17 protein-coding genes are annotated in these 18,646 nt (G+C 62.8%); 9 read left to right on the top strand and 8 right to left on the bottom strand.

Going from position 1 to position 18,646, the window contains the following annotated elements; translation table 11 throughout:
• The first annotated feature begins 24 nt into the window (after window positions 1-24).
• From EN943_RS11805 to EN943_RS11785, 5 genes are all read left to right on the top strand, one after another.
• On the top strand, window positions 25-1,020 hold the full coding sequence (locus EN943_RS11805; protein WP_127412756.1) for a glycosyltransferase family 2 protein: 996 nt from the start codon (window positions 25-27) through the stop codon (window positions 1,018-1,020).
• Window positions 1,020-1,970, top strand: a complete 951-nt coding sequence (locus EN943_RS11800; RefSeq protein ID WP_127412755.1) for a glycosyltransferase family 2 protein — start codon at window positions 1,020-1,022, stop codon at window positions 1,968-1,970. The genes EN943_RS11805 and EN943_RS11800 overlap by 1 nt, the downstream gene beginning before the upstream one ends.
• Window positions 1,960-2,928, top strand: a complete 969-nt coding sequence (locus tag EN943_RS11795; protein ID WP_127412754.1) for a glycosyltransferase family 2 protein — start codon at window positions 1,960-1,962, stop codon at window positions 2,926-2,928. The genes EN943_RS11800 and EN943_RS11795 overlap by 11 nt, the downstream gene beginning before the upstream one ends.
• A 74-nt stretch (window positions 2,929-3,002) precedes the next feature.
• Window positions 3,003-3,899 carry a UTP--glucose-1-phosphate uridylyltransferase gene (locus tag EN943_RS11790; protein WP_127412753.1) on the top strand — a complete coding sequence of 299 codons (897 nt, stop codon included), beginning with the start codon at window positions 3,003-3,005 and terminating at the stop codon, window positions 3,897-3,899.
• Window positions 3,900-4,135: 236 nt separating this feature from the next.
• A complete protein-coding gene (locus tag EN943_RS11785) occupies window positions 4,136-6,523 on the top strand; it encodes a polysaccharide biosynthesis tyrosine autokinase (protein WP_127412752.1) in 2,388 nt (795 codons plus the stop codon).
• A 76-nt stretch (window positions 6,524-6,599) separates the two neighbouring features.
• Here EN943_RS11785 and EN943_RS11780 read toward each other — a convergent pair whose 3' ends face one another.
• The 3 genes from EN943_RS11780 to EN943_RS11770 all read right to left on the bottom strand — a co-directional run bounded on the left by EN943_RS11780 (window position 6,600) and on the right by EN943_RS11770 (window position 10,705).
• On the bottom strand, window positions 6,600-7,358 hold the full coding sequence (locus EN943_RS11780) for a metallophosphoesterase family protein (protein WP_013528097.1): 759 nt from the start codon (window positions 7,356-7,358) through the stop codon (window positions 6,600-6,602).
• Between the two features lie 243 nt (window positions 7,359-7,601).
• Complete coding sequence (locus tag EN943_RS11775; protein WP_127412751.1) at window positions 7,602-8,684, bottom strand: acyltransferase; 1,083 nt, start codon at window positions 8,682-8,684, stop codon at window positions 7,602-7,604.
• A 113-nt stretch (window positions 8,685-8,797) separates the two neighbouring features.
• Window positions 8,798-10,705, bottom strand: coding sequence for a propionyl-CoA synthetase (locus tag EN943_RS11770; protein ID WP_127412750.1), 1,908 nt, complete (start codon window positions 10,703-10,705; stop codon window positions 8,798-8,800).
• A gap of 144 nt (window positions 10,706-10,849) precedes the next feature.
• Between EN943_RS11770 and EN943_RS11765 the strand changes: the two genes are divergently transcribed.
• The 4 genes from EN943_RS11765 to EN943_RS11750 all read left to right on the top strand — a co-directional run bounded on the left by EN943_RS11765 (window position 10,850) and on the right by EN943_RS11750 (window position 13,847).
• Entirely contained in the window at window positions 10,850-11,698 is an 849-nt protein-coding gene (locus EN943_RS11765; RefSeq protein WP_245475736.1) for a DUF2259 domain-containing protein, read from the top strand.
• 444 nt (window positions 11,699-12,142) lie between these two features.
• Window positions 12,143-12,430: a PqqD family protein gene (locus EN943_RS11760; RefSeq protein WP_032898709.1), complete on the top strand. Its 288-nt coding sequence runs from the start codon at window positions 12,143-12,145 to the stop codon at window positions 12,428-12,430.
• The gene (locus EN943_RS11755) at window positions 12,430-12,864 is read left to right on the top strand and encodes a lasso peptide biosynthesis B2 protein (protein ID WP_127412749.1); all 435 of its coding nucleotides are present in this window, start codon (window positions 12,430-12,432) and stop codon (window positions 12,862-12,864) included. The genes EN943_RS11760 and EN943_RS11755 overlap by 1 nt, the downstream gene beginning before the upstream one ends.
• Window positions 12,861-13,847, top strand: a complete 987-nt coding sequence (locus EN943_RS11750) for a serine kinase (protein ID WP_127412748.1) — start codon at window positions 12,861-12,863, stop codon at window positions 13,845-13,847. The genes EN943_RS11755 and EN943_RS11750 overlap by 4 nt, the downstream gene beginning before the upstream one ends.
• A gap of 216 nt (window positions 13,848-14,063) precedes the next feature.
• On the opposite strand, the gene EN943_RS11745 is transcribed toward EN943_RS11750, so the two are convergent.
• The 5 genes from EN943_RS11745 to EN943_RS11725 form a co-directional block, all read right to left on the bottom strand.
• Complete coding sequence (locus EN943_RS11745) at window positions 14,064-15,023, bottom strand: glycosyltransferase family 4 protein (protein ID WP_127412747.1); 960 nt, start codon at window positions 15,021-15,023, stop codon at window positions 14,064-14,066.
• Window positions 15,020-15,877 (bottom strand): glycosyltransferase, encoded by an 858-nt coding sequence (locus EN943_RS11740; RefSeq protein WP_245475733.1) that lies wholly within the window; start codon window positions 15,875-15,877, stop codon window positions 15,020-15,022. Before EN943_RS11740 ends, EN943_RS11745 begins: the two co-directional genes overlap by 4 nt.
• Before the next feature lie 123 nt (window positions 15,878-16,000).
• Window positions 16,001-17,023 (bottom strand): nucleotidyltransferase family protein, encoded by a 1,023-nt coding sequence (locus EN943_RS11735; protein ID WP_127412745.1) that lies wholly within the window; start codon window positions 17,021-17,023, stop codon window positions 16,001-16,003.
• A 70-nt stretch (window positions 17,024-17,093) separates the two neighbouring features.
• Window positions 17,094-18,080 carry a dihydroxyacetone kinase subunit DhaK gene (gene dhaK / locus EN943_RS11730; RefSeq protein WP_127412744.1) on the bottom strand — a complete coding sequence of 329 codons (987 nt, stop codon included), beginning with the start codon at window positions 18,078-18,080 and terminating at the stop codon, window positions 17,094-17,096.
• A gap of 37 nt (window positions 18,081-18,117) precedes the next feature.
• Complete coding sequence (locus EN943_RS11725) at window positions 18,118-18,540, bottom strand: hypothetical protein (protein ID WP_127412743.1); 423 nt, start codon at window positions 18,538-18,540, stop codon at window positions 18,118-18,120.
• Window positions 18,541-18,646 lie beyond the last annotated feature (106 nt).

Here is an 18,646-nt window from a genome sequence, read left to right as displayed (position 1 = left end):
CAGAGGCAAGATGGACAGAGGTTGATGACGCAGACGGAAAAACCCTCATCCAGCCTGATCGTTATCCCGTGCCTGAACGAAGCCGCCCATATCGGTGCGCTGCTCGATCAATTGCGGCCCGCGGCCGCCCGGCTTGGCGCCCGGATCATCGTCGCCGACGGCGGCAGCACCGACGGCACGCTTTCCATCGTCGAGGACGTCATTGCCAGGGACCCGCGGGTTATCCTGCTCCACAACAAGCGGCGCATCCAGAGCGCGGCGATCAATCTCGCCGTCGGTACCTTCGGCGATGGTGCCGACTATCTCATCCGCATCGATGCGCATGGCGGTTATCCCGACGATTATTGCGACCGTTTGGTCGAGGAAGCCCTGGCTACATCAGCGGATTCGGTTGTCGTTTCGATGCTGACCAGCGGCAGCGGTGCCGTGCAGAAGGCGGCCGCCGCGGCGCAGAACTCCAAGCTCGGCACTGGCGGCTCGAAGCATAGGCATCTTTCGCAGGGACAGTGGATCGATCACGGCCATCATGCACTGATGCGGATATCGGCATTCGGCGCCGTCGGCGGCTACGACGAAACGTTCAGCCACAACGAGGACGCCGAGCTCGATTATCGCTTGCGCAAGGCCGGCTACAAGATCTGGATGAGCGGCAAGACGCAGATGGTCTACTATCCGCGCGCGTCGCTTAGCGGCCTTTATTTCCAGTATCTCGGCTACGGTCGCGGGCGTGCCAAGAATGTGCTGAAGCATCGCGTCATCCCGAAGGTGAGGCAGATGGTGCCGCTGCTGGTGTTCCCGGTGGTGCTGCTGGCGGCCTTCTCCTTCGTGCACTGGCTGGCGGCGGTGCCGCTGCTGCTGTGGGCGTCGGTGTGCCTGGGCTACGGACTGGTGACGGCTATCCGCCAGCGCAAGGCCGACGTTGCGCTGGCCGGTGTCTCGGCCATGGTCATGCATCTTGGCTGGTCGGTCGGCTTCTGGCTTCAGCTTCTCGGCCTCGGCTCGCGACGAGGAGTGGCCTGATGGCGGTGTCAGCAAAGAACCGCAGCGTCGACATCGGCGTCTGCACGTTCCGCCGGCCAGAGCTGGCCGACACGCTGCGCTCGCTTGACGCCATGGAGATGCCGGCGGGATTCGATATCCGCATCGTCGTCGCCGACAATGACGACACCCCGACGGCCCGTGACCTGGTGGCGGCGCTGTCGCGGGAATTGACGGTGCCGATACACTATCAGCATGCCCCGGCGCGCAACATCTCGATCGCCCGCAACGCCTGCCTCGATGCGAGCACGGCGGATTTCGTCGCCTTCATCGATGACGACGAGACGGCCACGACTCCATGGCTCGCCGAACTGGTCGCGATGGCGCAGCAAAGCGGTGCCGCCGCCGTGCTCGGCCCGGTCAGGGCGCGCTATCGCCCGGATGCGCCGGACTGGATGCGGCGCGGCGATTTCCATTCGACCTTGCCCGTCTGGGTGCGCGGCGAGATCCGCACCGGCTACACCTGCAACGTTCTGCTCCGGATGGGATCGGACAGCCTGCGCGGCCGCCGCTTCAGCCTGGCGCGCGGCCAGACCGGCGGCGAGGACACCGAGTTCTTCGACCAGATGTACAAGGCCGGCGGCCGCATCGCCTTCTCGCCCGAGGCGTGGGTCGACGAGGTGGTGCCGCGCTCCAGGGCGGCATTCGATTGGCTCGGCCGCCGCCGCTTCCGCGTCGGCCAGACGCATGGCCATCTCCTGGGCAGTAGCGCCAGCGGCATCGGCCTGGTCAAGCAGGTCGGCCTGGCCTCGGCAAAGGCCATCTATTGCTTCGCCTCGGCACTTCCGGTCGTCGTCAGTCCGGTACGCAGGAACCGCAGCGTGCTGCGCGGCATTATGCATGTTGGTGTCGTCAGCGGCCTCGTCGGCATCCGCGAAATCCGCCTCTATGGCCAGCCTTCGCCACAGGAGGGAGGCAAGCGTGCAGCCTGACGTCAGCTGTGTCCCCGATGTTTCCTTCGTTATTGCCGCCTACAATGCCGAGGCGACCCTTGATCGGGCGATCGCCAGCGCCATCGCCCAGAAGGGTGTCAGCGTCGAAATCATCGTCGTCGACGACAAGTCGCGCGACGCGACTCTGGATGTGGCGCGGGCCTACCCCAGCGATATCGTCCGCGTCGTCGCCCTGGCCAGCAATCGCGGTCCTGGCGGCGCCAGGAATGCCGGCCTCGATGCCGCCCGCGGCAGATGGATCGCGGTTCTCGATTCCGACGACGCGGTCTTTCCCGACCGGCTCGCGACGATGATCGCGCGCGCCGAAACGGCCGGTGCCCAGATCGCCATCGACAATCTGCAGGTCATTCGCGAGGACGGTGTCGTCGAGGACGCGATGTTCCCGCGGCAGTATCTGGAAGGCTTGCGCGAAATTTCGCTGGCCACCTACATCGCCGGCAACGTCGTCTTCGAATCCAAGTTCAACCTCGGCTACCTCAAGCCGATCTTCCAACGCGCGTTCCTGAACGAGAACCGGCTTCGCTATGACGAGAAGCTGAGGATCGGCGAAGACTACATCCTGTTTGCCGAAGCCTTGGCCAAGGGCGGCAAATGCGTCGTCGAGCCTGATATCGGCTATGCCTATCATATCCGCAGCGGCTCCATCTCGCGCGTGCTCGAGCTTCACCACGTCGAAGCGATGCGCAGGGCGGATGCCGTGTTCGCTCAAACCCATCGGATGGATGAGGCCGCGCAGGCCGCGTTTGCCCGGCGCGGCCGCAGCCTGCGCAAGGCGGCATCGTTTCTGTCACTGGTACAGCACATCAAGGCGCGGTCCCCGCTCAAGGCGATCCGGACGGCGCTCAGCGACCCGGCGGCGGTCAGGCATATGGGCATGCCGATCGCCGTGCGGTTGCGAAGAATGGCGGCACAGTTTGCCGTCGGGGTGGGGAGGTGAAGATGCAGGCACATGGAGGAATTTTTCGTGGCCTGTGAATGGACTGTAGTCGATCTCCTCAGAAGGAATTTGCGATGAAGAAAATCAGGAAGGCCGTGATACCGGTGGCGGGGCTTGGAACACGGTTCCTGCCGGCGACCAAGTCGATGCCGAAGGAAATGCTTCCCGTCGTCGACAGGCCTGTCGTGCAATATGCGGTGGACGAGGCCTTCGAAGCGGGCATCGAGCACATCGTCTTCGTGACCGGTCGCAACAAGGCGGTGATCGAGGACTATTTCGACCTGCATCCGGAATTGATCGGCACCCTGGAGCAGACCGGCAAGAAGACCCAGCTGGAGGCGCTCGAAAGCATGCTGCCTGTGGCCGGTGCCACCAGCTTCATCCGCCAGCAATCCCCGCAAGGCCTCGGCCATGCCGTCTGGTGCGCGCGCGAGGTTATCGGCAACGAGCCCTTCGCCCTGCTGCTGCCGGACATGGTGTCCTTCGGCGGGCGAGGATGCCTCGCCGAAACCGTCGAGCTTTATGAGCGCACGGGCGGCAACGTGATCGCCGTCGAACGTTGCGACCCGAGCGAGACCAACAAATACGGCATCGTTGGCCGTGGCGCCGAAATCGGCGGCGGTTTCGAGGTGACGGCCATGGTCGAGAAGCCGGCGCCGGCCAATGCGCCGTCGAACTTCTACATCAACGGCCGCTACATCCTGCAGCCCGAGATTTTCGCGCTCCTGGGCAATCAGCAGCGCGGCGCCGGCAACGAGATTCAACTGACGGATGCCATGGTTCGCCTGTCGAAGGATCAGCCGTTCTTCGCCCAGCCTTTCCTCGGCCGCATGTTCGACTGCGGTTCCAAGGAAGGGTTCATCCAGGCCAACATCGCCTTCGCGCTGGCGCGCGACGACATGAAGGGTCCGGTTTTCGAGATGCTTCAGGAGTTCGTCCGGTCGCATGAACGCCAGGAAGAAGCCGCATAATGCCCATCTTTCGGGAGCATTGTCGGATGGCCGGCGAAGAGGGGCCGGCAGGTTCTCGCCGTCTGGCACGACGCTTGCTTTGCTTCTGGCGATGCTCCCGATCTTCGAGGCGCCTGCAAGCCAAGGCATGATCTCGGAAAGTGGGTCCCGGTTTCCGGAAAAGATCATGTTGAAACAGTGAGATAGAGCCCATTGCGATCAATCGGAATAGGACCGGCTCTAGAATTGGACCGAAGATGAATTATGCCAACTTTCCTCTCGACAAGAGGATGCCATTGCCGAATTCGGACGCAGGAGACGGCGAAGACTTCATCGATATCGAGCGGCTGCTTGGCATGGCCGCACGGCAGGCCAAGGTGGTTGCCGTGTGTGCCGTCATCGGTCTCTTCCTGGGCCTGCTCTATTTGCAGACAACGCCGCCCAAATATCAGTCGATCGCCAGCGTGCTGATCGACGAGGGCTTGAACAAGATCGTCGACGACATTTCGGCGACGTCGACAACCATGCAGACCGATTCCGCCATCCTGAGCCAGATCGAGATCCTGACCTCGACGCGGCTTGCCGCCGTGGTCGTCGACAAGCTGAAGCTCGACCAGAACGACACGTTCATGAATCCGCCCCAGTCGGCGCTTGCCCAAGGCATAGGCCTCATCCGCGGCCTGATCCAGTATGTCCGCCCCAGCTCTCCCATGCCGGGTGGCACTGACTTCAGCAAGCTCGACCCGGCCGCCCGCGATGCGCTGATCGCCACGTCGCGTCGCGACTACGCGATCCTCAAGCTGCAGAGCGAAGTGCGGGCAGCGCGCATCGGGCGAAGCTACGTCATCGCGCTCGGCTATCAGGCGACGGATCCGGGTTTGGCAAATGCTATCACCAAGGCCTATGCCGATGCCTATCTCGCCGATCAGCTCGATGCCAGCTTCGATGCCACCGAGCGGGCTGCGGTCTGGCTGCAGGGCCGGTTGACGGAACTGCGCCAGAGTTCGCAGGTAGCCTCGCTCGCGGTCGAGAAATTCAGGGCCGAGCACGGGCTCGCCGCCAACAGCGATGGCCAGCTGATGAGCGACAAGCAGCTTTCCGACCTCAACGCCCAGCTCATCGTGGCGCAGGCCGACACCGCACGCGCCAGCGCCCGCTATCAGCAGTACAAGGCGATCGTCGACAGCGGCTCCGAAAACGCGTTCAAGGATGCTGCCATATCGAGCGACCAGCCAAGCAGCTCGGTCATATCGGCGCTCAAGACCCGCTACCTCACGGTGGCCAAGCGGCTGCAGGACGTCGAGGCGAATTTCGGCCCCGAGCACCCGCAGGCGGTGGCTCTCTCCAAGGAGAAGGCCGACATATCGACGCAGATTTTCGGCGAGCTGAAGCAGCTGACCGAAAGCTATCGCAACGAATATGAGGTGGCGCAGGCACGCGAGACCGCGCTCAGGGCCAATGTCGCGGCCGCACAGGGCAAGAGTTCCGTCGACAACCAGACGCAAGTCAAGCTGCGTGAACTCGATCAGCAGGCGACGGCGCTCACGACGCTCTATCAGACATTCCTCGGCCGCTATGAGGAAGCCGCGCAGCAGCAATCCTTCCCTGTCGGCAAGATCCGCATCATCTCGGACGCATCGATGCCGATGGCGGCCTCAAGCCCGCGCACAATCGTCGTGCTCGGACTTTCGCTGGTGCTTGGCCTGCTGATGGGCGCCGGTTTTGGTGGCCTGAACGAGTTCAACGAACGCTTCTTCAGGACCGGCGAGGACGTGCGCGACCGCGTCAATCTGAAATTCCTCGGCTATCTGCCGACGATCGGCGGCAAGCTCGGCAAGGAAGAAAAGCCGGGCGAGACGCAGGTGGACGCCAAGACCACCCAATCGCTGTCGGCGGCCGAAAAGCGTGCGCGCATGCGGGTCAGCATCGATTCTCCAGCCTCGATGTTTTCCGAAACGCTGCGCAGCGCCAAGATCGCCTTCGACGTCGTGATGGAAGGGCAAGGCAGCCGCGTCATCGGCATCATCTCGGTGCTTCCCGGTGAAGGCAAGTCGACGGTCGCGGCAAATCTCGCCGGCTTGCTTGCCGCCAATGGCGCCAAGACGCTGCTGATCGATGGCGATCTGCGCAATCCCGGCCTCAGCCGAGGCCTTGGCATGGAAACCGAGCAGGGCTTGATGGAAGCCGTGGTGAGTGGCCAGACCTGGCAGTCCGTGGGCAAGATCGACAGGCAGACGAAGCTGGCGATCATCCCGGCGGTGCTGCGCGGTCACTTCTCCCATACCAGCGAACTTCTCTCGTCGGCCGGCATGCGGCGCTTCATCGAGAACGCCAAGGAGACGTTCGAATACATCGTCGTCGATCTGCCGCCGCTCGGACCGGTGGTCGACGCCAAGGCCTTCGCGCCGTTGGTCGACGGTTTTGTACTGGTCACCGAGTGGGGCCGCACCCCGCGCGCGATGGTCAGGTCGATGCTGGAATCCGAACCCTATGTCGCCAACAAGATCGTCGGCGCGGTGCTGAACAAGGTCGATTTGAAGAAACTGGCCAAATACGGATCGTTCGGCGGCTCGGAAAAATTCTTCGATAAATATTCGAGCTACTATCTGGAAAAGTCAGAAGTGCGCGGCAAGGCGCCGGTCTGACGTTGACCGTTGCGCGAGTGGCTCCACTCTGAAGTGTATCGATATTCAGTTCAGCATACCTGAATATCGATGCGCGTCAGGAGAAGATCAGCCTGCCTTGCTTGTCGGCGATTCTGACGGCGGTCAGGCGTCCGCTCTGGAAGGCGGCTGTGTCGATGCCGAGCCGGCGCCCTTCGAGCTTCGGGACATCCACCGGCGTATGCCCGTGCACCACCCAGCGATCGAGCAGGTGTGTTGCCTCGAAGAAGTCCGAACGGATGTTGATCAGGTCATGGTCGGTTTGCGCCGCAAGGTCGACGCCGGGTCTGATGCCGGCGTGGACGAACACGAACTTCCGCGAACGGACCATGATCGGCAGCCCGCGCAGGAAGCTGACGTGATCGTCTGGAATGATCTCCCTTATGCGCCGGTCGATCTGCGCGCTGCTCCCGTAAAGGCTGGTGAGGCGCGCCGGATCGATGCCATAGGAAAACAGGGTTTGCAGGCCGCCCGTCGCCAGCCAGGGTTCGCGGGACAGATTTCCGTCGAGATAGTTCAGCATCGCCACTTCGTGGTTGCCCGCAAGACAAATGCGCTGAAATCCCTTCGGCGGCGGCGCCAGGAGGTGATCGAGCACCCGCGCCGACTGAAACCCCCGGTCGATGTAGTCGCCAAGCATGACGATGATCTTGCGGCTCTGGAAGCGCAGCGAATCGAGCAGGATCTTCTGCTCCAGGGCGCGGAGTTCCTTGTAGCAGCCATGCACGTCGCCGATCGCATAGACGACGGCGTCCTGCATGTCGATATCGAGGCGCGGACGCGCCGCGATGCGGGGTTTTCGCTGGAACAGGGTCACGTGCGGGCGTCTCGAGGCAAGCCTCATGCGGAAGGCATAAGTGCCTGTTATCATGCCCGAAACGGAGAATTCCGCAATCGTGGAAAATGCAGCCGCGCCGGGTCGGGACCGCAATGCATGTCGCTCAGAAATGAGCTCGGTTTTGGGAGAAGGATCTGTGGAAACAAAGGCCTGAAGCGGGCCTGAATCGCTCAGGCGCGACATGCTTTAGGTCGGCGGCCGGCCCAGTCTGCCGGATCGTCGTCAGGCTGCCTTGAGCCGATAACGGAAAACGGTGTGGTCGAGCAGCAGCCGGATGCGTGGTTCGGCCTCGGTCGCCACCAGCCAGCTTGCCGCGATCATCGTCGCGCCGACGACCGCCATCGAGAACAGATGCGGCAAACCGGCGCGAACCAGGATGCCGAGCAGGGCCGCGCCGACGACATCGTGCAGCAGGTAGAGCGGATAGGTCATCAGCCCGATCCGGCGCCAGCCGCTCCAGGAGAGGTCGAGCCGCAGCGACCACGCCATCAGCGCGACGCCTATGAGGAAGATGAGGATCGGCGGCGCGAACGGCATATCCCGCCCGACCTTCAGGATATGAACGTCGACCGAACTGGCGATCTGCAGCACACCACCGGCCAGGAACAGAGCACAGAAGCCAAGGCGGGCGGCTGTCACCGCCTTGAAGCGCATCAGCCACAGCATGACACCAGTGGCGAAGAAAATGCCGTGATGCACCAGAAGCAGGTCGAGCGTGCGTGTTTCGGCAAGGTCGGCCCAGTCGAGCGGGTAATACAGGCACCAGAACAGCGTGCTGACCAGGCCGATGGCGATGGCCACTATTTCCATCTGATGGAAGCGGCCGAGCCGCAGCAAGGTCCATACGACGGCATAGAAGGCGATCTCGATGCCGAGCGTCCAGTAGACGCTGTCCACCCATGGCGCGTAGGGGGCGAACAGGCCGGTGCGGACGAGCCGGATGACGGCATCGGTCGGCCAGCTGAGGCCAACGATCAAAAGCACCACCGCGGTGACCGGCGCACAGATCCACACGGCCGGCGCCAGCCGTTTCACCCTTGCTTCGAAAAACCGCAGGGGTGTCGACCTTTCGGCACTGAAGGCAATGACGAAGCCGCTGATGACGAAGAAGATCTGGACGCCGACCCAGCCTGACTCGACCCATGCGCCTATTGCCGGTTGCGGGGGAACGCTGCCCGTGGCGCGCGCCGAAACACCGTCCGGATACGCCCACACCCAAAAGCCATAGTGGTACACCATGACCATGACGGCGGCGAGAAAGCGCAGGATGTCTACGCCGCCAAATGTAATCTTCTGCTGAGCCATGCGACCTTTGTCGATGGCCCCCCGCGAACGACTTTAGGGTGCATTGCTGCGTCGCACAATAAAAGTATTGCTTGCCGATCGAAAAGGTCGTCCGCGGCCCACCCTTCAGTGGCTCAAAGTCCGATTCCGCGTTCCTTCAAGGCGGCAGTGATCTCGTTGAGAATGATCGGATCGTCGATCGTCGCCGGCATGGTCCATTCTTCCTTGTCGGCGATCTTCTGCATGGTGCCGCGCAGGATCTTGCCCGAACGCGTCTTGGGCAGGCGCTTGATCGTCACCACCGTCTTGAAAGCGGCAACCGGGCCGATGCGTTCGCGCACAAGGCCGACCACCTCGTTCTCGATGGAACCGATATCGCGGGTCACACCCGCATTCAACACCACGAAGCCCAGCGGAACCTGGCCTTTCATGGCGTCGGCAATGCCGATGACCGCGCATTCGGCGACATCGGGATGGGCCGAAAGCACCTCTTCCATGGCGCCGGTCGACAGCCGGTGGCCAGCGACATTGATGATGTCATCGGTGCGGGCCATGACGTAGAGATAGCCGTCCTCGTCGACCATGCCGGCATCCGCCGTCTTGTAGAAGCCGGGGAACTCGTCGAGATAGGCTTGGCGGAACCGTTGATCGGCGTTCCACAGCGTCGGCAGACAGCCGGCCGGCAGCGGCAGCTTGATCACCACATTGCCCAGCGTGCCGCGCTTAACCTCATGGCCGGCGTCGTCGAGCACGCGGATGTCGTAGCCGGGCATCGGCACGCCGGGCGAGCCGTATTTCACCGGCAGCAGGCCAAGGCCGGCGGGATTGATCGTCATCGGCGAGCCGGTCTCTGTCTGCCACCAATGGTCGACCACAGGCACATTCAGCTTCTGCTCCGCCCATTTGATGGTTTCCGGGTCGGCGCGCTCGCCGGCAAGAAACAGCGTGCGGAACTTCGAGAGGTCGTGTTTGGCAATGAACTCGCCCTTCGGGTCCTGCCCCTTGATGGCGCGGAATGCGGTCGGCGCGGTGAACAGCGCGACCACGCCATGCTCCGCTATCACCCGCCAGTAGGTGCCGGCGTCGGGCGTGCCGACAGGCTTGCCCTCGAACAGGATGCTGGTGCAACCATGCAGCAGCGGTCCGTAGACGATGTAGGAATGGCCGACCACCCACCCGACATCGGATGCCGCCCAGAACACCTCGCCCGGCTTGACGCCGAACTCGTTTTCCATCGTCCATTTCAGCGCGACCATGTGGCCGCCATTGTCGCGCACGATGCCCTTGGGCTGACCGGTCGTGCCCGATGTGTAGATGATGTAGAGCGGGTCGGTGGCCAGCACCGGCACGCAATCGACATTGGCGCCCGCTGCCCGTTCGCGGGCGACGGCATCGGCGTAGTCGATGTCGAAATGCTCTTTTAGCTCGCAGCGCAACTGGTCGCGCTGCAGGATCAGGCAGGCGTCCGGCTTGTGGCGGGAGATCTCGATCGCCCTGTCGAGCAACGGCTTGTAGGCAACGACGCGGCCCGGCTCCAGGCCGCAGGATGCCGAAATGATCAGCTTCGGCTTGGCATCGTCGATGCGGGTGGCAAGCTCATGCGAGGCAAAGCCGCCGAAGACCACCGAATGCACCGCGCCGATGCGGGCACAGGCGAGCATGGCGATGGCCGCCTCGGCCACCATCGGCATGTAGATGATGACGCGGTCACCCTTGCGAATACCACGGTTCTTCAGCACCGAGGTGAGTGCAACCACCTCGCGCTTCAACTCGGCATAGGTGAATTTCTTGACCGTTCCGGTGATGGCGCTGTCATGGATCAGCGCGATCTGGTTGGCGCGCCCGCCGGCGACGTGGCGGTCGATAGCATTGTAGCAGGTGTTGCAGGTGGCGCCGCTAAACCAGCGGCCATAGACACCGGCCGAGGCATCGAACACCTTGTCCCAGGGCGAATACCAGTCGATGGCGCCGGCCGCGTCCGCCCAGAAGCGTTCCGGGTCGCGTTTCCAGCCTTCATAGACCTCGTGATAGCGTGAAGCCATCCGTACCCTCCCCAGGAATGATTTTCTTCCCTCCAGATAGCGCGCTCTACCCTTGGCCGCAAATGCACGCCATTGTACGGCCGATATCGACCTGGCGCTTGGGGGCAAGCAGCTATGAAATTGCGATACCGGATTGGAGTGGGGATGTTTGCTGCTGTGCGGATCATCGGGCGCCTTGCGCTCCCATTGGTCATGGGTGTCGTGCTCGCGATCTCCGCTGGAACCGCTCAGGCTGGCGATGCCGCGGCACGGCACATCATCGGCTTTTCGCCGGATGGCGCTTATTTCGCCTTCGAGCAATACGGAACGCTCGACGCTGGCGTCTCGGACTCCGGCTGGTCGCAGGTCGACATCATCGATACCCGTACGGATCAGTTCGTTGGCGGTAAGCCGATCCTCGTCGTCGGCGAGACGGAGGAGGCGATACTGACGCTGGAGCAGGCGAGGGCGCAGGCCGCCGCTCAGGCGGCGCCCATTCTCGCCCAATATGCAATCACATCCCCGGCCGAACAGGCGGCTTCCGACAAGTTCACCTTCCCGGGCGAAATGGTTGCCTACAACGACATCTCCCGCCTCGAACAGGTGTCGCAGAAATGGCTGGCGCCGCTCCATGGCGAAACAGGCATTTCGACCATCCAGCTCGACGAAATCCTGGCGGCCAGCGCGACCGATTGTTCGGCGAGTTTCGATGTGACGCGGCAGGGCGACCAGTTACTTCAAGGTGAAAAGCCACTTCAAGGTGAGAAGGCGGGCAAGGCACTCGGCTTCCGGCTGACGCTGCAAGGCCAGGATGGCAAGCCGTTCAAGATCCTGCATGAGGACAAGACCGTGCCGGGCTCAAGAAACTGCCCGACCTCCTACAGCCTGTCGGAATCCTACGAACTCACCCCGGCCGGCAAGCCGGCGGTGATCGTTGTGCTGGTGCAGCGTTTCAGCCAGGGTTTCGAGGGGCGCGATCGCCGCTTCCTCGCAGTGACCGGGCAGCCACGCTGAAAGATCACGCCCAGGCGCCGGCAGCCGCTCTGTCTGAAGGTTGTTTCTAGATCGGCAGGGCCACAAGCATGAGGCCAATGCCGCCAGCGATCAAAATGGCTGTAGCCAGCGCTTTTCTGTGACGTTCGAAGCTCGTCGGAGCTCGCTCCCAATTGTAACGCATACGCTATCTCCCCAATACCCGGACAGGTCTTACCTTACTTAGGGGAAGAAATGCAACGTCCGCTGCCGGCAGGCCCACTGCTTGTCACGTTTCATCGATGACTATTTCTGGGACGAATGCGGCCCGGAAGACGCAACCGAGCAGGTTCTAACGCGACTGGCGCGGAGAATCTGTCAGCAAAGCTGTTGGTCCCGTGCACTGGGCTCCGATGATCGGCTGATAGACAGCGCGCCACCTCCGCGCTATCTGATTTCCGGGATGAGCGTGGCTTTGGAGGGGGCGTGGTGGAAATAGTCTCTGGAACCGTTCTGCGGCTGGCTGAGGATGCCTCGGTGCAGCATGTGGGCGATGGCGCCGTCGTGCTTTTGGCGCGCAGCGGCCAGCTTTATACATGCAACGGCACGACGGAAGCCTTCCTCGACAAGGTGGACGGCGCGCGCAACCTCGACCAGATCGTCGACCTGCTTTGCGAGGAGTTCGAAGTCGACAAGGGGACGCTCGATCAGGACATGGCGGCACTGGCCACGGATCTGATCTCGGAAGGTATCCTCGCCGCGCCAGGTGCTTGATGGCTGACGGCCCGCTCCTGCGCGTCCTGTTTCGCTGCCATCTCTGGGTGAGCGCGCGGCTTATGCCGGTCCTTGTCACCAACCGCAGCTTCGAGGAGGTGCTCAAATGGGCGCCGCTCGCCTCATCGACGCCCTATCGCGGTTTGCCGTCCGCCTACATCGTCGCGCGCGTCAACCGCACGGTCCGCCATCCCTGGCTGATGCGTGACCGCAGGTGCTTGAGGGAAGGTCTGCTCGGTCATCGTTTCCTGCGGCTGGCCGGCTTCGATCCGGACCTGCGCTTCGGCGTCGATCCGCAATCGATGCAAGCGCAGCGTCTGTCGGCGCATTGCTGGGTCTGCCTCGACGGCGAGCCGGTGGTCAGCGACAAGCTTCCCGGCATGGTCGAGGTCTATCGTCATCATGCCGATGCCGTAAAGGCGCGTCCCGCTTGACCAGACCTTCAGCCTGCTATGCCCTCGACGGCCTGATCCTTGGCATATCGGCCGAGCGCCCCGAGCTGTGGCAGGATTTCGACCGGATGCTGGGCAGCCTGCGTATAGAGGAACCCGTCGCGCCGGACTTTCGTCTTGAGATCACCGAGACAGACACGCTGGACGAGACACCCAATGGATCCCTCGTCTTCGATGGCGAGGTGCCGGAGGATGGTCCCTGCCGGATGATCGAGGATGGCGGCATTGTCCGTCTTGTCTTTCCCGGGCGCCAAACCGTTGCGATCAATGGCGGGGAGGGTTGGGCCGAACTCCGGATTCGCACCGGAACGAAAGCCGCCTGGACGCCGTCGATGCTGGTCCTGGACGCCGCGCTCGACGCCGGCGGCCAGCATATGCTGCACACGGCCGGGCTTACCCTGCCTGACCGCGATGCGGTCGTGCTGATCCATGCTCCGAGCGGCACCGGCAAGACCACGACGTCGCTGGCGCTGGCAACACAGGGCTTTGGCCTCTGCTCCGACGATGCCATGATCGTGAATGTCGCTTCGGGCAGGGTCGTCGCCTGGGGCTTGCCGCGCGCCGTCAAGATCCACCGAAAGACTGCCGAAATGATCCCGCAGGTTGCGCCATGCCTCGGCCAGACGTGGGATCGCAACGGCGAACAGCCGGTCTCGTTAGAACGGCTGGCGGGTATCATCCAGGTCGAAAACACATCCGCCCGGCCGGTGGCGGCCCTTCTGCATCTGGCACGTTCCGCCGACAGCCAGACCCGGCTCGTCGCCATGGCCGGGACCGACGCGATGGTGGCGCTGGCAGTGGACAATGTCCGCACCGGCATGACCGGGCTGTTGCCGATGCAAAAACGCCGGCTGGCGACCATCGCCGGGCTGGTCAATGCGGTTCCGACCTTTCAGCTCGGAGTGGGCGCGCGCCCGGCTGACGCAGCGGCGCTGATCAGCGCCACCCTGACGACGCGGGACTGAATACCCGATGCAACGTGAGGCCGCTATTCCTTGTTCCCAAGGGAGTGGTGATAGCGTGTTTCGGAGTGCTTCTACTTCGCAGTTTTGCGCAAAAACAACGATTTACGCGCAGCGCGGCCTCATTATTCTTGCTGCGCGAGGTACGGAAGTGCAAGGTCCTGGAAAACTCGAATGGCGCTACAAAGGTCAGGTTTGGCAGGGCACACCTGAAGCCGCTCATCTCACGGACCCGACAGCTCCGCCCGCAGTAAGCAACGAGGCAAACATGCGCGCGTAGTTCTCCGCCTGCACGTCCCAATCCCACTCTTGGACCGTCTCGATCATGCGGGCGGCCATCCTCGACCGGAGCGATGGCGTGTCCCGCAACAGGGCTAGCTTGTTCGCAAGCCCCTCCGCAGTTCCATCGAAGAACAGCCCGTTGTCGCCATCCCGAATCAGCTCGGGCATGTTTCCCACACGGGTGGTCACCAAGGGGACACCGCACGCCGCCGCCTCCAAGCAAGGATTGGGAGTACCTTCGCTGAGGCTGGCGCAGACATAAACGTCGAGATCCCGATAGAAGTCGGGCATCTCGTCATGGCTACGCCAGCGTTGCTCGCGAATCGCCGTCAGTAGGCGCGCGCCCGGCACGGCCGCTACCGCGGGCTCGATGACGTCGTGGAAGCCGCGATGTGCCGGACCATGGTTGCCGAGACTTCCCGCCCATCCGACGCGGAGCTCACCAGAACCGGGCTGTGGTTCTTGTGCGGGACAAAAGAACGTCGTGTCGACTCCATTGGGCGTGTAGTGGACCGGAACACGCAGTAGAGGACCGTATTCGTGCTCGAGCTGCCGATTGTTGACAAAGACAGCGCGCGCCAGCCGGTGCAGGGCAGCGAGCCCGGGCTCGCGGAATTCGCCCTCCAGCTCTCTGTGGCTGCAGATCCCGATGAGCAGCCTGTCGGACCGCCTGGCGAGGGCCGACTCCGGCAGGGGCAGCTTCGAGATTTGGAGCCAATAGAAGATGAGCACGATGTCCGCCGTGTTCACGTCCGACTCAGTCACATCATGCTGAAATCGTTGGACGATCTCGAACCTTCTTTCCAGCACGCGCCGGAGATTTTGGGTCTTGCGATCAATCGCCCAGCCAGGTCGATCCGCGATCGCCAGGACGCGGGGGAGGTGTACCTCATTCACGAGGCGTACCGCTCAAGCCAGTGCGCCGACCATGGATTGGCCTCGTCCAGATCGTCGTCCGTCGCGCTGGCGCGCACCTGGCTGGCATCCGGCAGCAGAATATTCTCTGACCGCAAGCGGGGTCGCCATCCGTGCCAGCCACGACCAATGACCTCTTCGCTCAGATACCGGCGGCCAGCATACTTACATGCGGCATGCTCTGCGCTAAGGAACAGATAGTGCTTCATGCGAAAACGCTCGGAGTAGAGCCTCACCGGACCCGCGAACCGTACGAGATGGCCGCCTGACCACGCAATCTCCATGGGGCCGCCCTGTTTCTTGTAGGCACGGACGCAGTGTGGGGAGGTCGGCCGGAACGGATAGTAGGTGCGCAGCGTGTGTTGATAATTGGGATTGTCGTGATCGGGAGCTTCCCTGGTAGGAATGAACGTAAACTCGGAAGATTCGATTGCATTGAAGCCGAGTGCGTCGGCTGCCGCAATGGCGGAGACCAACGATGAGTACGAAGTCGGCGGGAGGTGGATCTCGTCAGCGTCAACATGCATGAACCAGTCTGCTTCGAGCGACTGAAATAGTTCCTCTTTGCGACGAAGAAGGTGCTCCCAGCGATACCAGCCGTTATGCGGAATGCTTTCGAATCCTATCAATCCGGCTCCGCAGTAGCGCCGGGCAATCTCAAGCGTTCGGTCCGTCGACTGATTGTCGCAGATGTAGACCTGTACGCCTTGACGAAAGAGGTTCTCGAGACATCCGGCGACGAACCGTTCTTCGTTCCGTGTTGTAAGGACCGCGACGACGCGCGGGGAACTCCGATCACGCGCAGCATTCGCAATGTGGGTATTGAGATCGGCCAAATTCCTCAATCCTTCGTCGTGTGCTTCTCGACGCAGGCTAAAGACTCAGAGCGGCCAAGCCAAGAGCGCCATCACTTTCCCACCCGAGGTGATGGCGCGACGCTTTTCCGGGGGGAGAACGTCTCACACTTTTCCTGGAATTGCTCTGGCCTTGGCCAATCTCTGGATCCACCGGAAGGCGTCGCGGCGCAGGCGCGAGCCCATTCTGTCCCTGGAATTGACGCCAAGCAGCGTATTCGTGGTGATCAACCGCCTGGCCAGCCGTATGGAGAGATCGGGCTTGATGCGGCGGGCGAGCTCAAGCGCGCGGCTCTCCTCGAACAGCTGGCCGGTCACATCGAGCACAACAGCCAGTTCGAGCTCGATGCCGGTCATGCGGGCGGCATCGAATAGGCGTGCTTCCGCTTCTGGTGATTGCAGCGCCCGCACGCCTTGCAGCACGTCGACGCAAAGCTGCAGCCGGTGGAATTTGTGGCCGCCGGCGGCGTGCACGATGGCAATCGTCAAAAGGGCCGCCGGCGTGTCCGTCGCTTCGCCGTCGATGGCGCGCAATTCAGGGAAACCCAGCGACAGCCGCCGCCGCATGCCGGTGTCATGCACGAGGTCGCCATGCAGTTCGACCAGCAGGCTGGAATTCTCCTTTTCGAGCCATTTGAATTCCTGCAATTCGTAGGATTCGGCCTCATTACTGCCAAGCTCGAAGCCGCATGCCGCGATCACCCGGTTTGCCCTCGCCAGATTGGCGGGCTCGACCAGGATATCGATGTCGGTGAACGGCCTGTCGGCGACGTTGCGGTAGAGCTTTCGCGCGAAGACGGGTCCCTTGACGATCCGCGCCGGAATATTGTCCGCCGCCAGTCCCTTCATGATGCGGTCGCCATGATACTTCAACAGCATCGACTGGCCGGTGGCGATCGTTGCCTTCTGGCGCAGATCCTCCAGCTTGCCGTGCAGGTCCGCATCCGCTGGCAGCCGCGCGTCCCCGCTGAGCTTGCGCAACATGATCGGCAGCACGCCGTGGAACTCGGCATTGTCGAGCAGCGCCGTCAGCGTCTTTGCCGACAAATCTTCGCCGCCTGCCGCAGCCTCGGGGTCAGCGAAGCGCAGCAAGAGTCTTTCTTCGGCGGCAGTGAGAGATGGCAGCATCAACCCGGACAAATGTTGCGGCAAAGGGATTGTCTGGGATGGTTGCAGAAAAGCCTGATGTAAGCCAGCTTTACATGCCCCAGCGCAGCGCCACCGTGTGTACCGGCGCATCCCAGAATGCGGTGGTCTCGTCGTCGAGTATGGTCAGCGTGATCGAGCAGCCCGCCATGTCGAGCGAGGTGACGTAAGAGCCGACCAGTGAACGGGTCACCGTCACGCCCTGCTGCTCGAAAATCGCGCGCGCGCTGTTGTACATCAGATAGAGTTCCATCAGCGGCGTGCCGCCGAAGCCGTTGACGAACAGCAGCGCCGGGCCTTTCGCCCTGTCGCCGAGATCGCCCAGGATCGCGGCGCAAATCTCCTGCGCGATCGCATCGGCGCTTTTCAGCGTATCGCGCCGGCGGCCGGGCTCGCCATGGATGCCGACGCCGAACTCCATCTCGCCGTCGCCGATATCGAAAGTCGGCTTGCCCGCCGCCGGCACGGTGCAACTTGTCAGCGCCACGCCCATCGAGCGGGTGGCCGTGTTGACGCGGTCGCCCAGCGCCTTCAACGGCGCCAGCGCCAGGCCATGTTCGGCCGCCGCGCCGACGATCTTTTCCACCACCAGCGTGCCGGCGACGCCACGCCGGCCCGTCGTATAGGAAGAATTCTCGACGGCGACATCGTCATTGGTCACGATCTGCTGGACGCCTTCCGACATCTCGGCCGCCATCTCGAAATTCATGACATCGCCCTCGTAGTTCTTGACGATGAACAGGCAACCGGCGCCGGTGTCGACGGCTTGCGCCGCCGCCAGCATCTGGTCCGGTGTCGGCGAGGTGAACACCTGGCCGGGGCAGGCGGCGTCCAGCATGCCGTGACCGACAAAGCCGCCATGCAGCGGCTCGTGACCGGAACCGCCGCCGGAGATCAGCGCCACCTTGCCCGGCCGCAAGGTCCTGCGGCGGATGAATTTATGCTCGTCGCCGAGCACCAGGATGTCGGCATGGGCGGCCACGAAACCGTCGAGGCTCTCGGTCAGCACCGTGTCCACCGAGTTCATGAATTTCTTCACGGCCGTCTCCTCCCGAAATAGGCTTCATACCAGGCGATCAGCTACCTTTGCCGGTGATGCTGGTGATCTTCTGGATGAAGTCATTCACCGCCCTGTCGAGTGCGGCATTCTGTTTGTCATCGCCGAAATCCGGCACGATCAGCGAAACATGCCGCGTCTTGCGCATGCCTGATGCGATCGACATCTTGCCTGGATGCGCCTGGTGATAGGCGGCGAGAAACTGGTCGCGCTCGGCAGGGCTGAAATGGCAGACGGAAAATATAGCCGGCAAATGTTTTGACGGAATCGGGATCGAGTAGGCTGGACTGGAGATCTGCGTGACGAAGCTGCGGTGCTTGCCGAGCGCATCGGCCAGGCGCTGGCGCATGCCGGATGGGCGCTGGTCGATAACCTGCGACAGGATCGTCTTGTAGGCGCGGATCGCCTCTTCGGAACCGGGTTCGGGTGTCCTGTCGACCATGCCGGCCGCGCCTAGACAGAAACGTCCGCGATGGCCGCCTTGGCCATGGCGAGTTGCGCCGGCGCGACGGAAAGATCGCGCAGGCCGGCCTCGAGCAGTGACGGTA

The organism is Mesorhizobium sp. M7A.F.Ca.US.006.01.1.1 (genome assembly GCF_003997935.1).
In the GTDB taxonomy this organism is placed as follows: domain Bacteria; phylum Pseudomonadota; class Alphaproteobacteria; order Rhizobiales; family Rhizobiaceae; genus Mesorhizobium.
Note: the sequence above shows the minus strand (reverse complement) of the source record. Positions and strands in the feature narration are given on the sequence as shown.

Excerpts from the sequence above, each read along its gene's own strand:
- EN943_RS11755 (WP_127412749.1), top strand. The coding sequence starts at position 12,430 with ATGGCTGACGGCCCGCTCCTGCGCGTCCTGTTTCGCTGCCATCTCTGG.
- EN943_RS11790 (WP_127412753.1), top strand. The coding sequence starts at position 3,003 with ATGAAGAAAATCAGGAAGGCCGTGATACCGGTGGCGGGGCTTGGAACA.
- EN943_RS11785 (WP_127412752.1), top strand. The coding sequence starts at position 4,136 with ATGAATTATGCCAACTTTCCTCTCGACAAGAGGATGCCATTGCCGAAT.
- EN943_RS11770 (WP_127412750.1), bottom strand. The coding sequence starts at position 10,705 with ATGGCTTCACGCTATCACGAGGTCTATGAAGGCTGGAAACGCGACCCG.
- EN943_RS11725 (WP_127412743.1), bottom strand. The coding sequence starts at position 18,540 with ATGGTCGACAGGACACCCGAACCCGGTTCCGAAGAGGCGATCCGCGCC.
- EN943_RS11765 (WP_245475736.1), top strand. The coding sequence starts at position 10,850 with ATGTTTGCTGCTGTGCGGATCATCGGGCGCCTTGCGCTCCCATTGGTC.
- EN943_RS11775 (WP_127412751.1), bottom strand. The coding sequence starts at position 8,684 with ATGGCTCAGCAGAAGATTACATTTGGCGGCGTAGACATCCTGCGCTTT.
- EN943_RS11800 (WP_127412755.1), top strand. The coding sequence starts at position 1,020 with ATGGCGGTGTCAGCAAAGAACCGCAGCGTCGACATCGGCGTCTGCACG.
- EN943_RS11805 (WP_127412756.1), top strand. The coding sequence starts at position 25 with ATGACGCAGACGGAAAAACCCTCATCCAGCCTGATCGTTATCCCGTGC.
- EN943_RS11735 (WP_127412745.1), bottom strand. The coding sequence starts at position 17,023 with ATGCTGCCATCTCTCACTGCCGCCGAAGAAAGACTCTTGCTGCGCTTC.